At 35.2% G+C, this 23104-nt stretch carries 15 protein-coding genes; all 15 read left to right on the forward strand.

Annotated elements, in window-relative coordinates; all coding sequences use genetic code 11:
• The first annotated feature begins 5 nt into the window (after window positions 1-5).
• The 15 genes from VGE71_RS10160 to VGE71_RS10230 all read left to right on the forward strand — a co-directional run bounded on the left by VGE71_RS10160 (window position 6) and on the right by VGE71_RS10230 (window position 23103).
• Window positions 6-149, forward strand: a complete 144-nt coding sequence (locus tag VGE71_RS10160; protein WP_414656170.1) for a helix-turn-helix domain-containing protein — start codon at window positions 6-8, stop codon at window positions 147-149.
• An 86-nt stretch (window positions 150-235) separates the two neighbouring features.
• The gene (locus VGE71_RS10165) at window positions 236-778 is read left to right on the forward strand and encodes a YbhB/YbcL family Raf kinase inhibitor-like protein (protein WP_331138231.1); all 543 of its coding nucleotides are present in this window, start codon (window positions 236-238) and stop codon (window positions 776-778) included.
• 280 nt (window positions 779-1058) lie between these two features.
• Complete coding sequence (locus VGE71_RS10170; RefSeq protein WP_331138232.1) at window positions 1059-3212, forward strand: alpha-glucuronidase family glycosyl hydrolase; 2154 nt, start codon at window positions 1059-1061, stop codon at window positions 3210-3212.
• A gap of 143 nt (window positions 3213-3355) precedes the next feature.
• Window positions 3356-4093, forward strand: a complete 738-nt coding sequence (locus tag VGE71_RS10175) for an SDR family oxidoreductase (protein ID WP_331138233.1) — start codon at window positions 3356-3358, stop codon at window positions 4091-4093.
• Between the two features lie 180 nt (window positions 4094-4273).
• Window positions 4274-5437, forward strand: a complete 1164-nt coding sequence (gene uxuA / locus VGE71_RS10180; protein ID WP_331138253.1) for a mannonate dehydratase — start codon at window positions 4274-4276, stop codon at window positions 5435-5437.
• Window positions 5438-5562: 125 nt separating this feature from the next.
• Window positions 5563-8169 carry a glycosyl hydrolase 115 family protein gene (locus tag VGE71_RS10185; RefSeq protein WP_331138234.1) on the forward strand — a complete coding sequence of 869 codons (2607 nt, stop codon included), beginning with the start codon at window positions 5563-5565 and terminating at the stop codon, window positions 8167-8169.
• 227 nt (window positions 8170-8396) lie between these two features.
• A complete protein-coding gene (locus tag VGE71_RS10190) occupies window positions 8397-9506 on the forward strand; it encodes an endo-1,4-beta-xylanase (RefSeq protein WP_331138235.1) in 1110 nt (369 codons plus the stop codon).
• Window positions 9507-9771: 265 nt separating this feature from the next.
• Entirely contained in the window at window positions 9772-11205 is a 1434-nt protein-coding gene (locus tag VGE71_RS10195; protein ID WP_331138236.1) for an MFS transporter, read from the forward strand.
• A gap of 22 nt (window positions 11206-11227) precedes the next feature.
• Window positions 11228-12262, forward strand: coding sequence for a glycoside hydrolase family 43 protein (locus tag VGE71_RS10200; protein WP_331138237.1), 1035 nt, complete (start codon window positions 11228-11230; stop codon window positions 12260-12262).
• Between the two features lie 7 nt (window positions 12263-12269).
• Window positions 12270-14003 carry a glycoside hydrolase family 43 protein gene (locus VGE71_RS10205; RefSeq protein ID WP_331138238.1) on the forward strand — a complete coding sequence of 578 codons (1734 nt, stop codon included), beginning with the start codon at window positions 12270-12272 and terminating at the stop codon, window positions 14001-14003.
• A gap of 452 nt (window positions 14004-14455) precedes the next feature.
• A complete protein-coding gene (locus VGE71_RS10210) occupies window positions 14456-15463 on the forward strand; it encodes a GntR family transcriptional regulator (protein WP_331138239.1) in 1008 nt (335 codons plus the stop codon).
• A gap of 3 nt (window positions 15464-15466) precedes the next feature.
• Complete coding sequence (locus VGE71_RS10215) at window positions 15467-16945, forward strand: xylulokinase (RefSeq protein WP_331138240.1); 1479 nt, start codon at window positions 15467-15469, stop codon at window positions 16943-16945.
• A 12-nt stretch (window positions 16946-16957) separates the two neighbouring features.
• Window positions 16958-18283, forward strand: coding sequence for a xylose isomerase (xylA, locus tag VGE71_RS10220; RefSeq protein WP_331138241.1), 1326 nt, complete (start codon window positions 16958-16960; stop codon window positions 18281-18283).
• Window positions 18284-18714: 431 nt separating this feature from the next.
• Window positions 18715-19371 (forward strand): fructose-6-phosphate aldolase, encoded by a 657-nt coding sequence (gene fsa / locus VGE71_RS10225; protein WP_331138242.1) that lies wholly within the window; start codon window positions 18715-18717, stop codon window positions 19369-19371.
• Window positions 19372-19935: 564 nt separating this feature from the next.
• Window positions 19936-23103 carry a TonB-dependent receptor gene (locus tag VGE71_RS10230; RefSeq protein ID WP_331138243.1) on the forward strand — a complete coding sequence of 1056 codons (3168 nt, stop codon included), beginning with the start codon at window positions 19936-19938 and terminating at the stop codon, window positions 23101-23103.
• Window position 23104: the final 1 nt, after the last annotated feature.

Here is a 23104-nt window from a genome sequence, read left to right on the forward strand (position 1 = left end):
AAAGGTTGGAACATGCGCATTACTTGTTGAGTCAGGAGAAAAGCCCTTCTGAAGTTTATTTTGAAGCTGGTTACGAAAACCTTTCAAGCTTTAGTCAGGCTTATAAAATCAAATATGGGGTAACGCCCAAACATCACAAAACGATTTGAGCTTTTAGCAACAGTTTTTGAACCTTTGTCTAAAATTATTCGGCTGTTTCAAATCTAACTTTGCTTAAAATTTTAAATCAGATAAAATGAAAAAGCTAAGTTTAATTTTGGCGATGTCAGCGATTTTTTCGACATCTATTTTTGCACAAAAAACATTCACCTTAACCAGTAAGGATTTGGGAGGAGAAACGACAAAAGTTCAGGAATTCAACGGATTTGGATGTTCGGGTGAAAACCAATCTCCGCAATTATCTTGGAAAAATGCTCCAGAGGGAACTAAAAGTTTTGCTGTAACGATGTACGATCCTGATGCGCCTACAGGAAGCGGATTCTGGCACTGGGTTGTAGTGGATATTCCAGCAAATGTAAACGAATTGGTAACCAATGTAGGAACTAAAAATCTTGTTCCAAAAGGAGCGATTCAAAGTGTTACCGATTACGGAATTAAAGGTTTTGGAGGGCCTTGTCCGCCGGTTGGTCATGGGTACCATCAATATATCATTACAGTTTATGCTTTAAAAACCGATAAATTGGGAACAGACGAGAATACAAATCCAGCAGTAGTAGGATTTAATCTTTGGAAGCAGACTTTGGCAAAAGCCAGTATTGTAGCGTATTACAAAAGATAAAGTATCAGTAAAGAATCTAAAGTTTACAGCACTATAGGCAGGATAGTTTTTTAAATTATCCTGCCTTTATTTGTTAAATGAAATTATTTTTTTTTTGAAAAAAGTCAAGCTAAAATTTTTTTCTGAATTAACAATCCTATATTTTTACGCAACCGATTGCAATTGTTGTTTTGTTTGGGATAATGTATTTTTTGAATTAAAATTTTATGAAATACTTGTATTCGGAAATAAAACATTGATTCTTTCAAAATAGAGATTTTAAAGAATAAATTAAAACCAAATGACTTCATTAAGATTTTTTTTCCTGTTTCTTTTGATTTCCTTTTCGGCTTCGGCACAAAAGGATTATAAATTGTGGCTTCAGTACAATGCTGTGACTAATTCAGAATTGGCTTCAGAATACAAAAACAATCTTAAAGGAATTGTTGTTTTAGGAAATTCAGCAACTACTAAAATAGCCGAGAAAGAACTTCAAACAGGTTTTCAAGATATGTTGGGCGTTATTCCAGAAATCAAATCAGATTTAAAAGGAGAAAACAATCTAATCGTTGGTTCGCAATCGAGTTTAAATGCCGAAATCAAAAGTGAATTAAAATCTGATTTTGATAAAATAAATGAAGAAGGTTTTATTATCAAATCGGTTTCTTTTAAAAACAAAAAACAAATCATTATTACAGGAAAAAATGACGTTGCCGTTTTATACGGAGTTTTTAATTTTCTGAGAATATTGCAGACTAATAAATCAATTAAAGATTTAAATATTGCCGATTCTCCCAAAACAAATATCAGAATACTAAACCATTGGGATAATTTAGATCGAACAGTGGAAAGAGGTTACGCAGGATTTTCGCTTTGGAACTGGCAAAAACTTCCAGATTTTATAGATCAGCGTTATATTGATTACGCTAGAGCAAATGCTTCAATCGGTATCAACGGAACGGTTTTGACCAATGTAAATGCCAACGCTTTAATTCTGACTCCTCAATATTTAGAAAAAGTAGAAGCTTTGGCTAATGTTTTCAGACCGTACGGAATTAAAGTCTATTTAACGGCAAGATTTTCGGCACCAATCGAAATCGGAAACCTAAAAACTGCTGATCCTAAAGATACTCAGGTTATTAATTGGTGGAAAAATAAAGCAACAGAAATTTATAAACGAATTCCAGATTTTGGAGGATTTTTGGTGAAAGCCAATTCAGAAGGTCAGCCGGGGCCACAAAATTATGGAAGAGATCATGTTGACGGTGCAAACATGCTTGCCGATGCTGTTGCGCCTTTTGGTGGCGTAATCATGTGGCGAGCATTTGTATATTCGGAGCATGATGCTAATGATCGCGCGAAACAAGCTTACGCGGAATTTCAGCCTTATGATGGAAAATTTAAAGAAAATGTAATTGTTCAGGTTAAAAATGGAGCGATAGATTTTCAGCCGAGAGAACCTTTTCATCCTTTATTTGGCGCAATGCCTAAAACGCCTTTAATGATGGAGTTTCAAATCACACAAGAATATTTAGGTTTTAGCACTCATTTGGTCTTTCTGCCAAAATTATTTCAGGAAGTTTTGGAATCAGATACCTATCAAAAAGGAAAAGGATCGACCGTTGCCAAAGTTGTTGATGGAACTTTGTACCAAAATAAATTAACCGGAATTGCTGGCGTTGCGAATATTGGAAACGATTTAAACTGGACGGGACATCCTTTTGCGCAGGCGAATTGGTACGGTTTCGGAAGACTGGCTTGGAATCCGTATTTAGATGCTGAAATTATTGCTGATGAATGGTTGAGAAGCACTTTTTCGAATGATGAAAATTTCATTAAACCTGTAAAAAATATTATGATAGAATCTCGCGAAGCGGTTGTAAATTATATGACACCGCTTGGATTGCATCATATTATGGATACTGGCCATCATTATGGACCAGGGCCTTGGGTTTCTAATTTGTCAAGACCAGAATGGAATCCGACATATTATCATAAAGCAGACAAAAATGGAATTGGCTTCGATCGATCAAAATCGGGAACAAATGCAACATCGCAATATTCATCTGAAATTGAGAAACTTTTTGATAATTTAGAGACTTGTCCAGAGCAAGATCTTTTATGGTTTCATCACGTTTCATGGGATTATAAATTGAAAAATGGTCAGACACTTTGGAACTGTATGGCTTTGAAATATCAGGAAGGCGTAAATCAAGTGGCAAAAATGCAGAACGTTTGGAAGAAAACTGAAAAGTATGTTGATAGTGAACGTTTTCACGAAGTAGAAATGTTATTGGAAATTCAGTATAAAGAAGCAAAATGGTGGCGTGATGCTTGTTTGCTGTATTTTCAGCAGTTTTCTGGAAAAGAACTTCCAGCGGGAGTTGAAAAACCAACGCAGACTTTGGATTATTTTAAATCATTAAAATTCCCATTTGCACCAGGAAATGGATAACAAATTGAGTAAATGTACGCGGATGAAACAGATTCGCTATCGCGAAAACGCTGATTGACACAGATTTTTTTAATTTTTTACTGAAAAAAAATCCTATTTTTTCCGTGTCATCCGCGTACTAAATAAAATATATTTTAAAAACTATGAGCAAAAAAACAGCAATTGTAACCGGAGGAAATTCGGGATTAGGATTTGCAACAGCAAAAAAACTTTGTGATAACGGAATCACAACTTACATTATCGGAAGATCAAAAGAAAAAACAGAAGATGCCTGCAAAGAGATTGGAGAAAATGCTATTCCAGTAATTTTCGACTTAAATAATCTAGCCGGAATTCCTGAAATGATTGAAAACATTACGAAAAATGGACCAATAGATATTTTGGTAAACAATGCCGGAATCAACATGAAAAAGGAAATTCCAGATGTGACCGATGAAGATTTTCTTTCGATAATTCATACCAACTTACTAAGCGTTTTTTCTGTGAGCAGAGAAGTGGTAAAAAACATGAAAGCCAATGGAAGCGGAAGTATCGTAAACATTAGTTCGATGGCATCTCAATACGGAATTCCAAAAGTGATTGCTTATTCGGCAAGTAAAGGTGCAATTGAATCCATGACACGTGCGATGGCAACAGAATTGGCACCTGCGGGAATCCGAGTAAATTGTATCGCTCCTGGATTTATTAAAACTAAAATGTCTGCAACTGCTTTGGACAATGACCCAGAAAGAAAAAATAAAGTATTGGGAAGAACTCCAATGGGCTTTTTAGGAGAACCTTCGGACATTGCAGATGCGGTTTATTATTTCGCTTTAAGCGAATCAAAATATACTACAGGTACAGTATTGCCAGTTGATGGTGGAAATAGTATTGGTTTTTAATTTAAAGTTACTAAGGGACAGAGGCTCAAAGGCTCAAAGGTTTTTAAAGCCACAGATAAAAGGATTAAAAAGATTAAAATCAGCTCAATCTGCAATCCCGATAGCTATCGGGAGCGGGAAACAAAACTTTGCGCCTCTGCGTCTTTGCGAGATTAAATAAAAGTAGTGAATATGATAAAAATGCAGCAAACCATGCGTTGGTTTGGACCACAGGACAACGTAAAATTAATCGATATAAAACAAGCTGGAGCAACTGGAATTGTGACGGCTTTGCATCATATTCCTGTTGGTGAAATTTGGACAATTTATGAGATTCAGGAAAGACAACAGATAATAAAAAATGCAGGTTTGGAATGGGCTGTTGTGGAAAGTCTTCCGGTTCATGAAGAAATCAAACGCGCTTCTGGCAATTATTTGCAATACATTGAGAATTATAAAATCAGTTTGAAAAATTTGGCAGATTGTGGTATCAAAATTATCACCTACAATTTCATGCCGATTCTGGATTGGGTGAGAACCAATCATAATTTTATAAACGAAGACGGAAGTAAGGCTTTGCTCTATAATCAAGATGCATTTACGTATTTTGATGTGTTTCTTTTGAAAAGACCAAATTCAGAAAATGATTATTCGGATGCTGAAAAAGATAAAGCGTTGCAGTTTGGAAATCAATTATCTGAAGATGAAAAAGCTTTGTTGTTTAAAAATGTTTTGTTGGGATTGCCAGGAAGTAAAATCAATTTTACGGCAGAACAGATTTTATCGCTTTTAGATAATTATGCCGATATCAATAACGAAAAACTAAGAGAAAACCTGATTTATTTTTTATCGGAAGTAACGCCAATTGCAGAACAAAACGGGCAAAAATTAGCGATTCATCCAGACGATCCGCCGTTTTCGGTTTTGGGTCTTCCGAGAATCGTTTCAACAGAAGCTGATTTGAAAGCGATTTTTAGCGCCGTTCCTTCAACCACAAACGGATTGTGTTATTGTACAGGTTCATTAAGTGCGGATCCAAAGAACGATCTGGAGAAAATAATCGACGATCACGAAGACAGAATACATTTTTTACACCTAAGAAATACCATCCGCGAAAGCGAAACTATTTTCAGAGAATCAGAGCATTTAAATGGTGATGCGAATATGGGGGCAATTGTGGAAAAATTGCTTTTGATAATGAACAAAACGAAAGTAAGTCTGCCAATGCGCCCCGATCACGGATATTTGCACGCTGTCGATGAAAAAACAGAAACGTATCCTGGTTATTCTTTAACGGGAAGATTGAAAGGTCTTGCGGAGTTGAGAGGTTTGGAAATGGGAATTGCTTATAAATTGAATTTGTAAAAAGTCTTTTGCGCAGAAAATTTCTAGCAAAGACGCGAAGGCGCAAAGTCTTTTTCTTTTAAGCTTTTAAATAAAACTTTGCGACTCAGCGATTTTGCGAGACTAAATAAAAAAACTTGTCATAAATGTCTTTAAAAACCAAAATAGCCTACATCATCTCACTGCTTTTCCTAATCGGATTAAGCGCAAAATCATACGCCATAAATCCAGAGAAATATGTAGTTAATGAATCTTCGAAAGAAAATTTCCCTTTGGTTTCAAAAGGAAAAACGACTTCGATTTTGGTGAGTGATAAAGATTATGCAGGGGTTTTAAAAGTGGTAGGACATTTAGAAAATGACATTTTTAAAGTTTCGAATTTACATCCAAAAAGAATTAAAAAAATCTCAGAAGCTGAAGATTTTGTTGTCATAATTGGAACTTTAGGAAAAAGCGAAATCATTGATCAATTAGTCAAAAAAGGAAAAATTGATAGAAATGAGCTTCAAGGGAAATGGGAAAAATTCACCACTCAAATTGTCGAAAATCCGTTTAAAGGAATCAAAAAAGCGTTGGTAATTGCAGGTTCAGATAAAAGAGGTACCATTTACGGAATATATGATTTATCGAGTCAGATTGGAATTTCGCCTTGGTATTTCTGGGCCGATGTTCCAGTGAAAAAACAATCAGAATTGCATGTTTTGCCTGGAGTTTATTCACAGGGAGAACCAAAAGTAAAATATCGTGGTATTTTTATTAATGATGAAGCTCCGGCTTTATCGGGCTGGGCTTTTGAGAAATACGGCGGATTTAATTCGAAATTTTACGATACGGTTTTTGAATTGATTCTTAGAATGAAAGGCAACTATTTATGGCCGGCAATGTGGGGAAGAATGTTTTATGTTGAAGATCCGCAGAACGCAGTTTTGGCCGATGAATACGGAATTGTCATGGGAACTTCGCATCACGAACCATTAACGCGTGCTCATGCAGAATGGGGAAAAGCAAATGGGAAATGGGATTTTAGTACCAATTCGGAAGCGTTGATTAATTTCTGGAAAGACGGAATTAAAAGAATGGGAAATAAAGAAACCCTTGTTACGATCGGAATGCGTGGCGATGGTGACGAACCCATGACGGAAGGAACGGCAATTGATTTATTGGAAAATATTGTCAAAACGCAACGAAATATCATTCAAGAAGTAACTAAAAAACCGATTGAAGAAACGCCTCAAATGTGGGCGCTTTACAAAGAAGTTCAAGATTATTATGATAAAGGAATGCGAGTTCCAGACGATGTGACGCTTTTATTGTGTGATGACAATTGGGGAAATATTCGAAAATTGCCAGAACTGAACGCAAAACCAAGAAAAGGAGGTTACGGAATTTATTATCATTACGATTATGTTGGAGGTCCGCGAAATTACAAGTGGATTAACACGAACCAAATCGAACGAACTTGGGAGCAAATGGATTTGGCTTATCAATATGGAGTTGATAAAATTTGGATTGTAAATGTAGGCGATATCAAACCAATGGAGTTTCCGATTGAGTTCTTTTTGGATATGGCTTGGAATCCGGAAAAGTTTAACGCTGGAAATTTACAAGAGTATTATACAAATTGGTCAAAAGAGAATTTCGGAAATCAATTTTCAGAAGAAATTGCCGAAATTTTAAAATTGTACACCAAATACAACGCAAGAAGAAAACCAGAATTATTGGATGCTAAAACCTATAGCATAACTAATTATAATGAAGCAGATAGAGTTGTAGCTGATTATCAAAAATTGGTAGAAAAAGCCAATGCTATAAATGAAAAATTACAACCTGAATATAAAGACGCTTTTTATCAGCTGGTTTTATTTCCTGTTTTGGCGAGTTCGAATTTGAATGAATTGTATGTCGCAACTGCTAAGAATAATTTGTATGCAGAACAGGGAAATGTTATTGCAAATACATATGCTGAAAAAGTAAAAGAGTTATTTGAAAAAGACAGTCAGTTGACAAGTTATTACCACACAAAATTAGCAAACGGCAAGTGGAATCATATGATGTCGCAAACGCATATTGGTTATGACAATTGGCAACAGCCAGATAAAAATGTGATTCCGAAAACAAGGAAAATTGCACCTGAAGTTCAAGCGATAAAAGTTATAAGTGCTGAAGAGATGGCAAAAAAGGAAACATCAATTATCAAAAATCAGGATTTTGCTCAAGTTCATGATTTTATAGAGAACGACGGTTATATTTCAATAGAAAGCAAAAATTATTCAAAAGCCATAAATTCAGATTTAGTAAAATGGACGGTAATTCCGAATCTAGGTAAAACAGATTCTGGAATAACCATAAAACCTTCAAATATTCAACCGATTGAGATTTCGGAACAATCGCCAAGATTAGAATATGATGTTCACTTTTTCAGTAAAGGAAAGGTAAAAGTAAGAGCCTATTTTTCACCAACAATCAATTTTAAAATCGGTAACGGATTGAAATACGGGATTGCTTTTGACTTGGAGAAACCGCAAATCATGAATCTCAATGTTGATTCTTCGGAAAAAAATTGGGCAGAATCGGTTTCGAACAATATTAAAATTATAACCTCAACGCATCAAATAGAAAATCCAGGAAATCATGTTTTGAAAATTTATGCGATTGATTCGGCTTTAGTGCTTCAGAAAATTGTAATTGAAACAGAAGAAGGAAAAGTTTTGGAGTCGTATTTGGGACCGCCTGAAAGTTTTAGGAAGGAATAATCTAAAGAAGTCAATTCGTCCTGTTTGTCATTCCGACGAAGGAGGAATTTCCGTAAGAATCTCCACAACGAAAATCGCCAATCTTTGTAGAGGCGTTCTAGGGGTTGAAGGTTCGAACCCCTCCGGGGTCATTTGAGAATATTCGTTGCGGATTTAGACCTGAAAGGTTTTAAAAACCTGTCAGGTCTCCGTTAAGAGAAAACTATTAACTATTTAAACCAAAAGATATGAAATTTATTAAACCTTATTTATTTGCCGTCACGACTCTGCTGGTTGTGAGTTGTACATCGCAGAAAGAAACGGCTTCATTAAAAGATGCTTATAAAAACGATTTCTACATCGGAACAGCTTTAAGCGCCAACCAAATCGAAGTCAAAAATGTTAAAGAAGATTCGCTAATTCGCAAAGAATTCAACGCCATTACAGCTGAGAATATCATGAAATCGATGTATGTACATCCACAAAAAGACAAATACGATTTTGCTTTATCGGATAAATTTGTAGCGTATGGAGAAAAGAACAAAATGTTTATTCACGGACATACTTTGATATGGCACAGTCAATTAGCACCTTGGATGGAGAAAATCGCTGACAGCACTGAAATGAAGACTTTTATGCAGGATCATATCAATACGATTGTTTCAAAATATAAAGGAAAAATCAATTCTTGGGATGTTGTAAACGAAGCTTTAAACGAAGACGGAACTTTGAGACAATCAGTTTTTTTGAAAACGCTTGGGGAAAAATATCTAGTTGACGCTTTCAAATTAGCATCAAAAGCAGACCCAAAAGCAGAATTATATTATAACGATTATAATATCGAAGAACCAGCAAAAAGAGCAGGAGCGATTGCTTTAATCAAAAAAATAAAAGCAGAAGGCGGAAAAGTAGATGGAGTTGGAATTCAGGGACATTGGAGATTGGCAAGTCCATCCTTAGAAGAAATCGAAAAAAGTATTTTGGAGTATTTTGCTTTAGGAATTAAAGTGGCGTTTACAGAATTAGACATTACAGTATTGCCAAATCCGTGGGATTTAAAAGGAGCAGAAATCAGCCAGAAATTCGAAGGAAGTGAGAAAATGAATCCGTATCCAAAGGCTTTGCCAGATTCTATTCAAAACAAGCTTGCAGAACGTTACGCTTCGATTTTCAAATTATTTTTAAAACATAAAGACAAAATCAGTAGAGTTACTTTTTGGGGCGTTCACGACGGACAATCTTGGTTAAACGATTGGCCAATAAAAGGAAGAACGAATTATCCGTTGCCTTTTGATGCTGATTTGAGACATAAAAAAGCGTACGACAGCATTTTAAAACTGAAAGAAGCTAAAGAATAAACATTAAAAAAGCCGAAGTTTTGATAAATCAATCAACAATCGGTTGTGATTTGAGAAATAATTTAAATAAAGTAAAGTAAATTTGCATAATATGTTTTTTTGTCTAATTTTACACAACCGATTGTTTAAAATAATATTTATGGTTCCTGCAAGGTTTCCAAAACCTTGTAGGTATGAATTGAAGAGCAGTTTTAACTAATTAGGATGCCTACAAGGTTTGAAAAACCTTGCAGGAGCAGAAACTAACTAACCCACAAAACCACCAATGACAAACATTTCACAAAAACTATCCATCAAAGAAAAAATTGGATATAGCTTAGGAGACTTAGCGGCCAATTTGGTTTTTCAAACTTTGATGACGTATCTGGCTTATTTTTACACCGATATTTACGGTTTGTCGCCGACCGATTCTTCTATCATTATGCTGATTGTTGGTTTAATTGCAGCCTTTGTTTTTAATCCAATTATTGGGGTTTTGGCAGATAGAACAAGTACCAAATGGGGAAAATTCAGACCTTGGATTTTAATAACTGCAATTCCGCTTGGAGTGGTGGCTTTATCAGCTTTTTCAACTCCCAATTTCTCTTATCAAGGAAAAGTAATTTATGCCGTTGTAACTTATACTTTATTGCTACTTTTTTACGCAGGAAACAATCTGCCGTATTCTGCTTTAAGCGGTGTAATTACAGGCGATATGAAAGAACGAAACAGTATGTCATCGTATCGTTTTGTGGCAGTAATGTTTGCGCAGTTTTTCGTTCAGGTTTTCATGCTCGGTATTATAAAAAGTGCTGGAAATGGCGATAAGGCAGTAGGAATCGAAAAAGTAATGACCGCTTTGGCAATTATTGGAACTATAATGCTTTTGATTACTTTTTTAACGACGAAAGAAAGAATCATTCCGAAACCAGAACAAAAGTCAAGTGTTAAAGAAGATTTGAGTGATTTAATCAAAAACAGACCTTGGGTAATTATGCTTACACTGACGACTTTGGTTTTTGTGACTTTGGCGATGAAAGGCGGTTCGTATGTCTATTATTTTGAGAATTATGTAAATAAAGAACAATTAGCTGTTTTTATTCAGCCAATATTAGATTTTCTAACCACAATTGGGTTGAATCATTTTGGTAATGACCCAGTTTCTGCAGGCTTTGGTTTATTCAATGCGGGTGGCATTATCTTTATGATAGTCGGAATCACATTGTCTAAAAATCTGGCAGACAAATACGGAAAACGAAATGTCTTTGGAGTATTTTTATTCATTTCAACCTTATTTATTATAGCTTTTTATTTCTTTCCGCCAGCTTCAATCGGATTGATGTTTTTCTCTCAAATCTTACACGGCTTTTTCTACGGAATCACCATCCCAATTCTTTGGGCGATGATTGCCGATGTTGCCGATTATTCAGAATGGTTGAACAACCGTCGCGCCACTGCAATTATTTTTTCTGCGATGATGGTTGGACTAAAAACAGGATTAAGTGTTGGAGGAGCTTTGACGACCTTGTTTTTAGGTTATTTCCACTACGTTCCAAATGCTCCTCAACAGTCAGAAACAGCCGTAAGCGGAATCAAATTACTAGTGAGTATTTTCCCTGCAATCCCTTTTTTAATCGGAGCCGGATTGCTGTTTTTCTATAAAATCAACAAAGAAATGGAAGTGCAGATAGAAACAGACCTTAAACAAAGAAGAACTTAATTATTTAAACAAAATATCACTTATGCCTGAAGATAGCATTGAACACATTGATTTCAAGGAAATTGATGAACTGGCGATTTCAAAGCCTTTAGTATCACATATTTATACAGCCGACCCTTCGGCGCATGTATTCAATGGTAAAATTTATATTTATCCGTCGCATGACATCGATGCGGGAATTCCGTTTAACGACAATGGAGATCATTTCGGAATGGAAGATTATCATGTTTTTTCGATGGAAGACATTTCATCAGAAGCTGTTGATAATGGCGTTGCATTACACGTAGATGATGTTGCCTGGGCCGAAAAGCAAATGTGGGCGCCAGATGCAGCTCATAAAAACGGAAAATATTATTTGTATTTTCCTGCTAAACGTGCCAACGGAATTTTCCAGATTGGAGTTGCGATTTCAGATTCTCCTGTTGGACCTTTTATTCCAGAGAAAGAAGCGATAAAAGGAAGTTACAGTATTGACCCAGCCGTTTTTGAAGATGAAGATGGAAAGCATTATCTCTATTTTGGAGGAATTTGGGGCGGACAGCTTCAGAAATATCGAAATAACCAGTACGACGAGAATAACGAAGAACCGACAGCAGATGAAAAAGAGTTAGGCCCTATCGTGGCTAGACTTCGAGAAGATATGTTGGAATTTGACGAAGAGCCGAAAGAGATTTTAATTCTCGATGAAAATGGAGATGTTATAAAAGCGGGCGACAACGACCGTCGTTTTTTTGAGGCTTCTTGGGTTCATAAATACAATGGAAAATATTATTTCTCTTATTCAACTGGAGATACGCATTTTATCTGTTATGGAATTGGAGATAATCCTTATGGGCCATTTACGTATCAGGGAAGAATTCTGAATCCAGTTGTGGGTTGGACATCACATCATTCGATTTGTGAAGTAGAAGGCGAATGGTATTTGTTTTATCACGATTCAAGTTTGTCAAAAGGAGTAACGCATTTGAGAAGTATGAAAGTTACCAAAATCGATTATTTAGAAGACGGTTCGATTATCACGATTGATCCTTACGGAATAAGAAGATTAATTGATTAAAAAAGAGATGATAAGAAGAAAAACAGGTTTAAAAATTGTTGTAGCAGTCCTTTTGATGAGTGCTGTTTCTTCGTGTAAAAAAATTTCACAAAAATCACAATCGGTTGTGTATTCCGATTATGTGGCTTTTGATTGGTTTGATTACCGAGGAAATGACGATGCTTATCAAAATTTATCGAAATCTGATGCAGACTATTTAAATCCTGTTTTGGCTGGTTTTTATCCTGATCCTACAATTTGCAGGGTTGAAGATAAGTTTTACTTGGTCAATTCTTCTTTTTGCTATTTTCCAGGATTGCCCATTTTTGAAAGTACCGATTTAGTGCATTGGAAACAAATAGGAAATGTCATCAATCGTGTTGAACAAGCAGATTTTGGCAATTCGCGTTTATCAGGTGGTATGTACGCGCCGACAATTCGCTACCATAAAGGAACATTTTATGTGATTTGTACCAATGTAAGCGGTGTCGGTAATTTTATAGTTACGGCTAAAAATCCTGCTGGACCTTGGTCAAATCCGATTGTACTTCCTGAGGTTAACGGAATCGATCCTGACATCTTTTTTGACGAAGATGGAAAAGTTTATATTACGCATAACGGCCCTCCGCCCAATAATATTTCGGTTCATGACGGCCATCGCGCCATTTACATGCTGGAATACGATTTGGAAAAACAAAAAACCACAACAGCTCCCAAATTGGTTATTAACGGCGGAACCGATATGTCTAAAAAGCCCGTTTGGATTGAAGGTCCGCATGTGTTTAAAAAGAACGGATTTTATTATTTAATCTGTGCTCAAGGCGGAACAGGTTTCAATCATTCAGAAGTTGTTTTTAGAAGCAAGAATATTTATGGTCCTTATGAAAGTTATGCTCAGAATCCGATTTTGACGCAGAAGCATTTAGAGCCGAATCGTAAAAATGAAGTTTCTACAACTGGGCATGCTGATTTTGTTGAACTGCCAAACGGCGATTGGTGGTCGGTATTTTTAGGATGCAGACCTTACGGACCAGATTTATACAATTTAGGCAGAGAAACGTTTATGATGCCAGTTGAATGGAAAGACAATTGGCCAGAAATTGTTGGCGGAAACGAACCGATTCCGATGATTCATAAACGCCCGAATTTGCCTCTTTCGAAAGAAAAAACAGAACCTCTGAATGGAAATTTCGTTTCGAAAGATGATTTTAATTCGAATGAATTGGATTTTAGATGGAGTTTCATCAGAACGCCAAAAGAAAAATGGTACGAACTGGTTAATGGAAAATTGCTAATTAAACCAAGATTAGAATCGATTCATACGGAAAGCAATTTTTCTTTTATTGGAAGAAGACAACAGCATTTAAAATTTGAAGCTTCGGTAAAGTTAGAGTTTACTCCGAAAGATAATTTGGAAGTTGCTGGTTTGACTGCTTTTCAAAATGAGAAACATTATTTCTTGGTAGGAAAATGTTTGAATGCGAATAATAAATTGGAAGTTTTTGTAGAAAGAACAGCTTCTAAAATTAATGAAGGGAAATCGGAAGTTATTTCTAAAAAAGAGCTTTTAGATTCTGATAAATCGTTGTTTGTGAAGATTGAAGGCAATGGAAGACTGTATAGTTTTTATTATAAAGCCACTGGAAAAGCTGGATGGAATTTATTAATAAAAGATGTTGATGGTTCTATTTTGAGTACAAAAGAAGCAGGTGGTTTTGTTGGGACGTATTTGGGAATGTATGCTTCTAAGAAACATTTTTAAAAAGAGTCCCAGCGGGGTGAAATATGTTTCGTAATGTGTCGCTCCGCTGGAGCTTTTGGGCAATCTGGTTTGAATATTCTTTGCAGAGCTACTCGTGAAGATTTCTCCTTACGTCGAAATGACAAACTGGGTGGAAAGTTTGGAAAGGATAATCTTTGCGTTCTTCGCGTAAACCTTTGCGAACTTTGCGGTTAAATCATATTTGCTGAAGCTTTTGAAAAAAGAATGTCCTGTCATTTCTTATGAAAGCGTTCGCGTGAGGGATAGCAGTGAAAAGCCCACAGACGCGAGGAACGAGCAGGCGAGGACTTGAAACGGATAGCCCGACCCGGAGGGGCACGCCCAAATTATCAAGATTAACACGTTTAAAAAAATAACAATTTTAACCTGAAAAATAATTTTTTGTAAAAGATTTTTACCTACTTTAGCATAACAGAACGGAACAGAACGGTATGCCAAAAGAAGAAGGAAAATTTGAGTTTATAATGAATCACGAAAGTGATATTCCGAAGTACCAGCAATTGGTTGACGGAATTACAAATGCTATTGCAGAGAATATTTTGCAAAAGGGAGATTTGCTTCCGTCTGTGAATGTGATTTGCAAAACGTATCAGCTTTCGAGAGACACCGTTTTTAAGGCGTATTCGATTTTAAAAGATCAGAATGTAATCGATTCGGTGCCGAACAAAGGCTATTATGTGGCAGGCGAAACGAGAAAAGTGCTTTTGGTTTTAGATACGTTTAAGGCTTATAAAGAGGTTTTGTACCATTCGGTTGTGAATAATCTGCCTGATAATGTAATTATCGATGTGCAATTTCACCATTATAATATTGATGTTTTCAAAACGATCATTAATAACGGAATCGGGAAGTATTATAAATATGTGGTGATGAATTTTGACCACAAAGATATTCCGCCAGCATTGTCGGCAATTTCAAAAGATAAACTGCTTTTGATTGACTGGAACATTAGAGCCGATAAAGCAAATAATTATGTTTTTCAGGATTTCGGAAAAGCGTTTTATGATGCTTTGAAAGAAGCGGTTGATTTGTTTAAAAAGTATAAAAAAATAGATTTTGTATATCCAGATTTTACGAACCATCCTTGGGAAACGGTAGAGTTTTTTAAGAAGTTTTGTGCTGATTTTGGTTTTCAATACGACCTAATCACAGATCCGAAAAAGTTCAATATCGAAAAAGGAATTGCTTATATCAGTGTGAGTGATAGGATTCTGGGATACTTTTTAGAGCAGTGCAAAGAGAAGGATTTTGAACCCGGAAAAGATGTTGGTTTTCTTTCGTACAACGAAACGCCAATGAAGAAATTTATATATAAAGGAATTTCAGTTGTTTCAACTGATTTTAATGAATTAGGAACCAAAGCAGCGGCATTTATTACGCATGACGAAGAAACGAAATGTTATGTGCCGACTAAATTAATAATAAGAGAATCATTGTAAGTTATGTATTATATCGGTTATGATATTGGAAGTTCTTCTGTCAAGGCAGCCTTGGTAGAAGCGGAAACAGGCAAAAAAATCATTGTACTGAATGAGCCTCAAAACGAAATGGAAATTCTTTCGATTCATCCAGATTGGGCAGAACAGGATCCTGAAATGTGGTGGCAATACATTTGTACGGCAACAAAAAGAGCAATTAAAGAGGCTAATATTGATGCTTCTAAAATTCAAGGAATTGGTATTTCGTACCAAATGCACGGATTGGTAATTGTAGATAAACAAGGCGCTCCGTTGCGTAATTCAATTATTTGGTGTGATAGCCGTGCGGTTGAAATTGGAAATAAAGCTTTCGCCGAAATTGGAGAAGAAAAATGCATGTCGCATTTATTGAATTCGCCAGGAAATTTCACTGCTTCTAAGCTAAAATGGGTTAAAGAAAACGAACCAGCAGTTTATAACAAAATTGATAAATACATGCTTCCGGGAGATTACATCGCTTTGAAATTGACAGGCGAAGTAACGACAACCAAAAACGGTTTGTCTGAAGGAATGCTTTGGGATTATAAAGAAAATAAAGTAGCAGATTGGCTTTTGGATTACTACGGAATCGATCAGTCGTTGACGCCAAAAATTGTAGAGAATTTTACGAATCAAGGAGTTGTTACGGAGAAAGCTTCGCAAGAATCTGGACTTCCTGCGGGAATTCCGATTGTGTACAGAGCGGGAGATCAGCCGAATAATGCTTTGTCATTAAATGTTCTTCGTCCAGGCGAAGTGGCTGCAACAGGTGGAACTTCTGGTGTTTTTTATGCGGTTACCGAAACAAATTCAGGAAAAAGTACTCGTGTGAACAACTTTGTTCATGTAAATTATACAGAATCGAATCCGAGAGTTGGAAAACTATTGAATATAAACGGTGCGGGAATTCAATACCGATGGATGCGAAACAATATAGGAAATGAGTCGTACGAAGAAATGAATGAAAAAGCATCTCAGATCAATGTAGGTTCACAAGGATTGGTTGTGATTCCGTTTGGAAATGGTGCCGAAAGAATGTTCAATAACAAAAACATTGGATCTCATATTTTAAACCTGAATTTTAATATTCATACCAATGCACATTTATTCAGAGCTTCTTTGGAAGCAATTGCATTTTCGTTTGTGTACGGAATGGAATGTTTGAAAGATGATAATGCAACGATTAATGTCATTAGAGCTGGAAATGATAATCTTTTCCGTTCTGAGATTTTCTCGAATACAGTTGCAACCTTAATTGGTCACGAAATCGAAATTTACAATACAACTGGAGCAGTAGGAGCGGCGAGAGCAGTTGGCTTGACAGATGGCGATTTTGAAAAGTTTGGTTCAGGAATTACAACAAACGATCACGTAATGACCTTTTTACCTCTAAAAAACAAAGAGGAATATGAAACGGCTTATAACAAATGGAAACAAGAATTAGAATTAATATTAACAAAATAAATAAGAGAACAAATGATAGTTTTAGGAGATAAAGAATACTACAAAGGTATTGGCCAAATTAAGTTTGAAGGAAAAGAATCTGACAATCCGTTGGCATTTAAATATTACAATCCAGACCAAGTTGTAGCTGGAAAAACAATGCGTGAGCACTTTAAATTTGCTATCGCTTACTGGCATACTTTCTGCGGACAAGGTAGCGATCCATTCGGACCTGGAACTCAAAATTTTGCTTGGGATGCTTCATCAGATCCGTATCAAGCGGCTAAAGATAAAGCAGATGCTGCTTTTGAATTCATCAGCAAAATGGGATTCGATTATTTCTGTTTCCACGATTACGATTTGATCAATGAAGGACCAACTTTCGCAGAATCAGAAAAACGTTTGGCTTTCATTACAGATTACTTAAAACAGAAAAAAGCAGAATCTGGAATTAAATTGCTTTGGGGAACTTCAAACTGTTTCTCAAACCCAAGATTCATGAACGGAGCGGCTACAAATCCTGATTTTAATGTTGTGGCAAGAGCTGGAGGGCAAGTAAAATTAGCTTTGGATGCAACTATCGCTTTAGGTGGAGAAAACTACGTATTCTGGGGTGGTAGAGAAGGTTATATGTCTTTGCTAAACACAGATATGGGAAGGGAATTAGACCATATGGCGCAATTTTTAGCAATGTCTAGAGACTACGCAAGAGCGCAAGGTTTTAAAGGAACTTTCTTCATTGAGCCAAAACCAATGGAACCATCTAAACACCAATACGATTTTGACTCTGCAACTGCAATTGGTTTCTTAAAACAATACGGTTTAGACAAAGATTTCAAAATCAATATCGAGGTAAACCACGCTACTTTGGCACAACATACTTTCCAACACGAATTAGAAGTGGCTGCAAAAGCTGGAATGTTAGGAAGTATCGACGCAAACAGAGGAGATTACCAAAACGGATGGGATACAGATCAATTTCCAAATAACATTCAAGAAACTACTGAAGCAATGTTGGTTTTCTTAAAAGCTGGCGGATTGCAAGGTGGAGGAGTTAACTTTGATGCTAAAATCAGAAGAAACTCTACAGACTTAGAAGATGTTTTCTTAGCACACATTGGTGGAGCTGACACTTTTGCAAGAGCTTTATTGACAGCTGATAAAATCATTTCTTCTTCTCCATACGAGAAATTAAGAAAAGAAAGATATAGCTCATTCGATTCTGGAAAAGGTAAAGATTTTGCTGATGGAAAATTAGGTCTTAAAGATCTTTATACTATCGCTCACGAAAATGGAGAATTAAATCTTCAAAGCGGTAAACAAGAATTGTTTGAAAACATCATTAACCAATACATTTAATTGGTAAGATTTTAAACATACTAAACCTAACAGGTTTTTAAAACCTGTTAGGTTTCTACAAAATATTTAGTGAGAGAAAATATCTAAAAAACATTTTCAATTTTAATGTGATAGTCTTAGAGCGTTAAAAATGATTTTAGATAAAATTGAGAAATGTGTATGCAGATAATGACCTCTTTTTTTGCTTTTGAATAGGAGAGAATAGATTGAAAGTTTAGTTACTATTTTCTTTTTGTTTGAAAGGTGAAAATTGAAGTTAGTTTGATAAGAATTAAGTGTGAGTTAAATTTTTATTGAAGGTTTTTTGAAGAGCAGAATCGATCGAAATGCACATTTTTTCTCGCTAGAATACATTAGGAACTTTGTTAAAGTTTTAAACTTTGACAAAGTTTTTTTTTACGCAAAATATTTATTAACCAAAAACAAAAAACATGAAATTTTTTATTGACACTGCCAATCTTCAGGATATTGAAGAAGCACAGGCTTTGGGTGTTTTAGACGGTGTAACCACCAATCCGTCTTTAATGGCAAAAGAAGGAATTACAGGAAAACAAAATATCTTAAATCATTATCTGGCTATCTGTAATATTGTTGATGGCGACGTTTCGGCTGAGGTAATCTCAACGAACTATGAAGGAATGGTAAGAGAAGGAGAAGAATTGGCTGCTTTGCATCCGCAGATTGTGGTGAAATTACCCATGATTGGCGATGGTGTAAAAGCTTGTAAATATTTTTCTTCAAAAGGGATTCGTACCAATGTAACCTTAGTTTTTTCGGCTGGTCAGGCATTATTAGCAGCTAAAGCTGGGGCAACTTATGTTTCTCCGTTTTTAGGACGTTTAGATGATGTTTCAACTGATGGAATGCATTTGATTTCAGAAATCAGAGAAATCTACGATAATTACAATTATCAAACACAAATATTATCAGCTTCTGTTAGGCATACGATGCATATTATCAATTGTGCAAAAATTGGATCAGATGTAATGACTGGACCACTTTCTGCGATTAAAGGTCTTTTAAAACATCCTTTAACAGATATCGGATTAAAGCAATTTGTTGAAGATGCTAAAAAGATGAATTTATAGTTTTTTTATTTCTCATTTTTATATTATAAAACTCCCTTACAGCTATTTGTAAGGGAGTTTTTTTATGAAATAAAAGCAACCGATTGTTTCTTTTAATGTTTTGTAAGAAATATATTGTTTAGGGTTTAGTTGCTTGATTTTTAGTTAGAAAGTGCCTGAAAGCCTCATTTTATAAGGAATGTAATTGAATTTGATTCTAATGCTAATATCCTCTTTTTACTATAACGTTTTAGTCAATTTAAACTAAATAGCAAAATTTAACTTTTTATGGTTTTTTTAAGATATTGAGTTAATCTATTTATTATCTCTAACGTTTTCGTTGTACTGAATATTGTTTTTGATAATTATTTAAAGTTTTGTAAAAATTAATAAGTTAAATGTTTTTTTAGGACTGTGTTTTTTTGAAATTGACAAAAAAAATTAACGCAACCGATTGTGTGTTGTTGTTTTTTGTATATATTTGTTTTGACTATAAGTTACTTATTTGTTAAAATTTAATGATTCGTAATTCAGTAAACAAGAAACTAACTAAACCATACTATTAACTAATTAAACCAATTATTTATGACTAACTTTTTAATTACTAAAAGCAGATCAAAATACTTTAAGAATTTAGGATTCATGATCCTGATGCTGGTATTTTCTGCTGCAGTAAATGCACAAATTACTGTTTCAGGTACTATATCTGATAGTAGTGGACCAATACCAGGAGTTAACATTTTTGTGAAAGGAACTAAAACAAGCACAGTTTCTAATTTCGACGGAACTTATACACTTCAATCTGTTCCTGCTAATGGTACTTTGGTCTTTAGCTTTATCGGATATAAACCACATGAAATTGCGGTAAATAATAAAACTAAAATTGATGCTTTATTAGAAGAAGATTTAAATGACTTGAAAGAAGTTGTTGTTATTGGATACGGAACGGCAAAAAGAGCAGATTTGACGGGAGCAGTTTCAACTGTGACCAGCGCTGCCATAACTCAGTCTGTTGCAACAACTATAGATCAGGTTTTACAAGGCCGTGCTGCTGGGGTGCAAATTCAGCAAAATAGTGGTACACCTGGAGGTAGTTCTTCTGTACGTATTCGTGGTATCAGTTCGATTACGGGATCAAATGAACCAATTTATGTAATCGATGGTGTTATTATAGATGGTAACTCGGGATCTTTAAATATAAATCCGCTTGCCGGAATTAACCCAAATGATATTGCTTCTATTGATATTTTAAAAGATGCATCTGCAACTGCAATTTATGGTTCTAGAGCTGCAAATGGTGTAATTATGGTAACTACTAAAACCGGTAGAAAAGGAGATTTAACTTTAAATTTTGATAGTTATATCGGTTGGCAACAAATGCCAAAAGAGCTTCAAGTTCTTAATTTAAGAGAGTACGGAACTTTAAAAAACACTCGCGCAGATTTAGGGATTGTACAGCGTGACAATACTTTTATCAGACCTGATTTATTGGGCGAAGGAACAAATTGGCAAGACGAATTATTTCAAGTTGGTTTGATTCAAAGCTATAATTTGTCTGCTTCTGGAGGTTCTGATAATACAACTTATGCATTAGGAATGTCTTATTTTGATCAAGAAGGAACTGTAATCGGATCTTCTTTTGACCGTTTGAATCTTCGTGGTGTAATTGATTCTCAAGTAAAAAAATGGTTTAAAGTTGGTGTAAACATGAACGTTTTTAAAACCAATCAGGTAACAACGGTAAATGATGATTCGGTTATTTTAACTGCTTTAAAGCAAACTCCAAACGTTGCGGCAAGAAATGCTGACGGAACTTTTGATGGTCCAGATACAACAGAATTTGTTCAAACCAATCCGCTAGGAATCGCTATTTTAAAAGATAATTATGGAAAAGATTATGGTTTTAGAGGAAATGCTTACGCTGAAATTAGTTTTACAAAAGATTTAAAACTTAAAACTCAATATTCTATAGATTACGGATTTGGAAACAGATATACTTTTAATCCATCTTATACTTTTGGAGCATTATCAAATGAAGTTAGAGAAGGAAGCAGAACAAAATCTACAAGCGAAAACTGGATTTGGAATAATGTTTTGACTTATAACAAAGCATTTGGAAAACATAATGTTACTGCCATGTTAGCTCAAGAGCTTCAAGAAAGAAACTGGGAAAATCTTTATGGTTATCGTTCAGGCTATTTGACAAATGGAGCAACAGACTTAAATGCTGGAGATCCAACAACGGCTAGAAACTCAAATGCAAGTGTTACAAGTGCTTTAAGCTCTTATTTTGCAAGAGGAACTTATTCTTTTGATGATAGGTATTTTTTAACAGGAACAATCAGAAGAGACGGATCTTCTCAATTTGCTGAGGGTAATAAATGGGATTGGTTTCCATCTGCAGCTTTGGCATGGAAAATTTCAAATGAAAGTTTCTTAAAAGATAATCCAACGGTTAATAATTTGAAATTACGTGCTGGTTGGGGAGTTGTAGGTAACTCATCTGTGCCAAACAATGCGTATACTTCTGTTTATGGTACTTCTGCAACAAACTGGGGAAGCGGTCAAATTGCAACTAATACAGCTAATCCCGATTTGAAATGGGAAAGAACAAACTCCACTAATATTGGTTTAGATCTTGGTTTCTTCAATAATAGACTTGAAATTACAGCTGATGCTTATTACAAGAAAACAGACGATTTATTACTAAGATTATCACTTCCTGCTTATGTAGGAACAACAGGACAAGGTTCTACAGCACCGCCTTATGCCAATATTGGATCTTTAGAAAATAAAGGTTTAGAGTTTGTGATCAATACGATAAATATGGAAAGACCTGATTTTTTATGGAAATCCAGTTTAAATTTCACATTAAACAGAGTTAAAGTATTAAAATTAAACACCGAATCTGGAGTTTACGATCAGACATTACAACAAGGTTCTGATGTAACTGTAGTGACTCGTTCTGCAGTTGGTCAGCCAATCGGGCAATTTTATGGGTACAAAGTAATCGGACGTTTTGAAAAAGCTACAGATTTCTATTATAAAGATGCCAATGGAACTGTAAAACCAACAGCATTACCAGAAGGAATGGTAATTGGAGAAAATGGAGTTTGGATTGGAGATTACATGTTTGAAGATGTCAATAAAGATGGTGTAATCAATGAGAAAGATGCAAGTTACATTGGAAATCCAAATCCTGATTTTACTTTTGGTTTAAATAATAGTTTCTCATTTAAAGGATTTGATGTGAGTATTTTATTTACTGGTTCTTATGGGAATGACGTTTTAAACTATCAAAGAAGATGGCTAGAAAATCCGCGTGAAAATACAAACTTATTGAAATCGGCTTTAGGTTATGCACAATTGGAATTAATCGACCCAACTGGACCAAATGACTATCGAAATGTGCAAATTGTAGGCGGAGATCCTTATATGCCAAGAATTGGAGCTTCATCAGCTTCGTCAGCTTCAAATTATCGTTTGAGTAACCGATTTGTAGAAGATGGTTCTTATGTAAGGCTTAAAAACATTTCAATTGGTTATAATCTTCCTAAAAATTTGTATTCTAAATACGGAATCTCAAATATAAAAGTCTATTCGAATATGCAGAATGTTTTGACTTTTACAAAATACAAAGGATATGATCCAGAAGTAGGTTCAATCAATCAAAACTTACTTTTAAGTGGCATCGATAACGGACGTTATCCTTCGCCAATGGTTACAACAATTGGATTAAATGTTAATTTCTAAA

The sequence above is a fragment of the Flavobacterium sp. genome (genome assembly GCF_036405015.1).
Lineage (GTDB): Bacteria > Bacteroidota > Bacteroidia > Flavobacteriales > Flavobacteriaceae > Flavobacterium.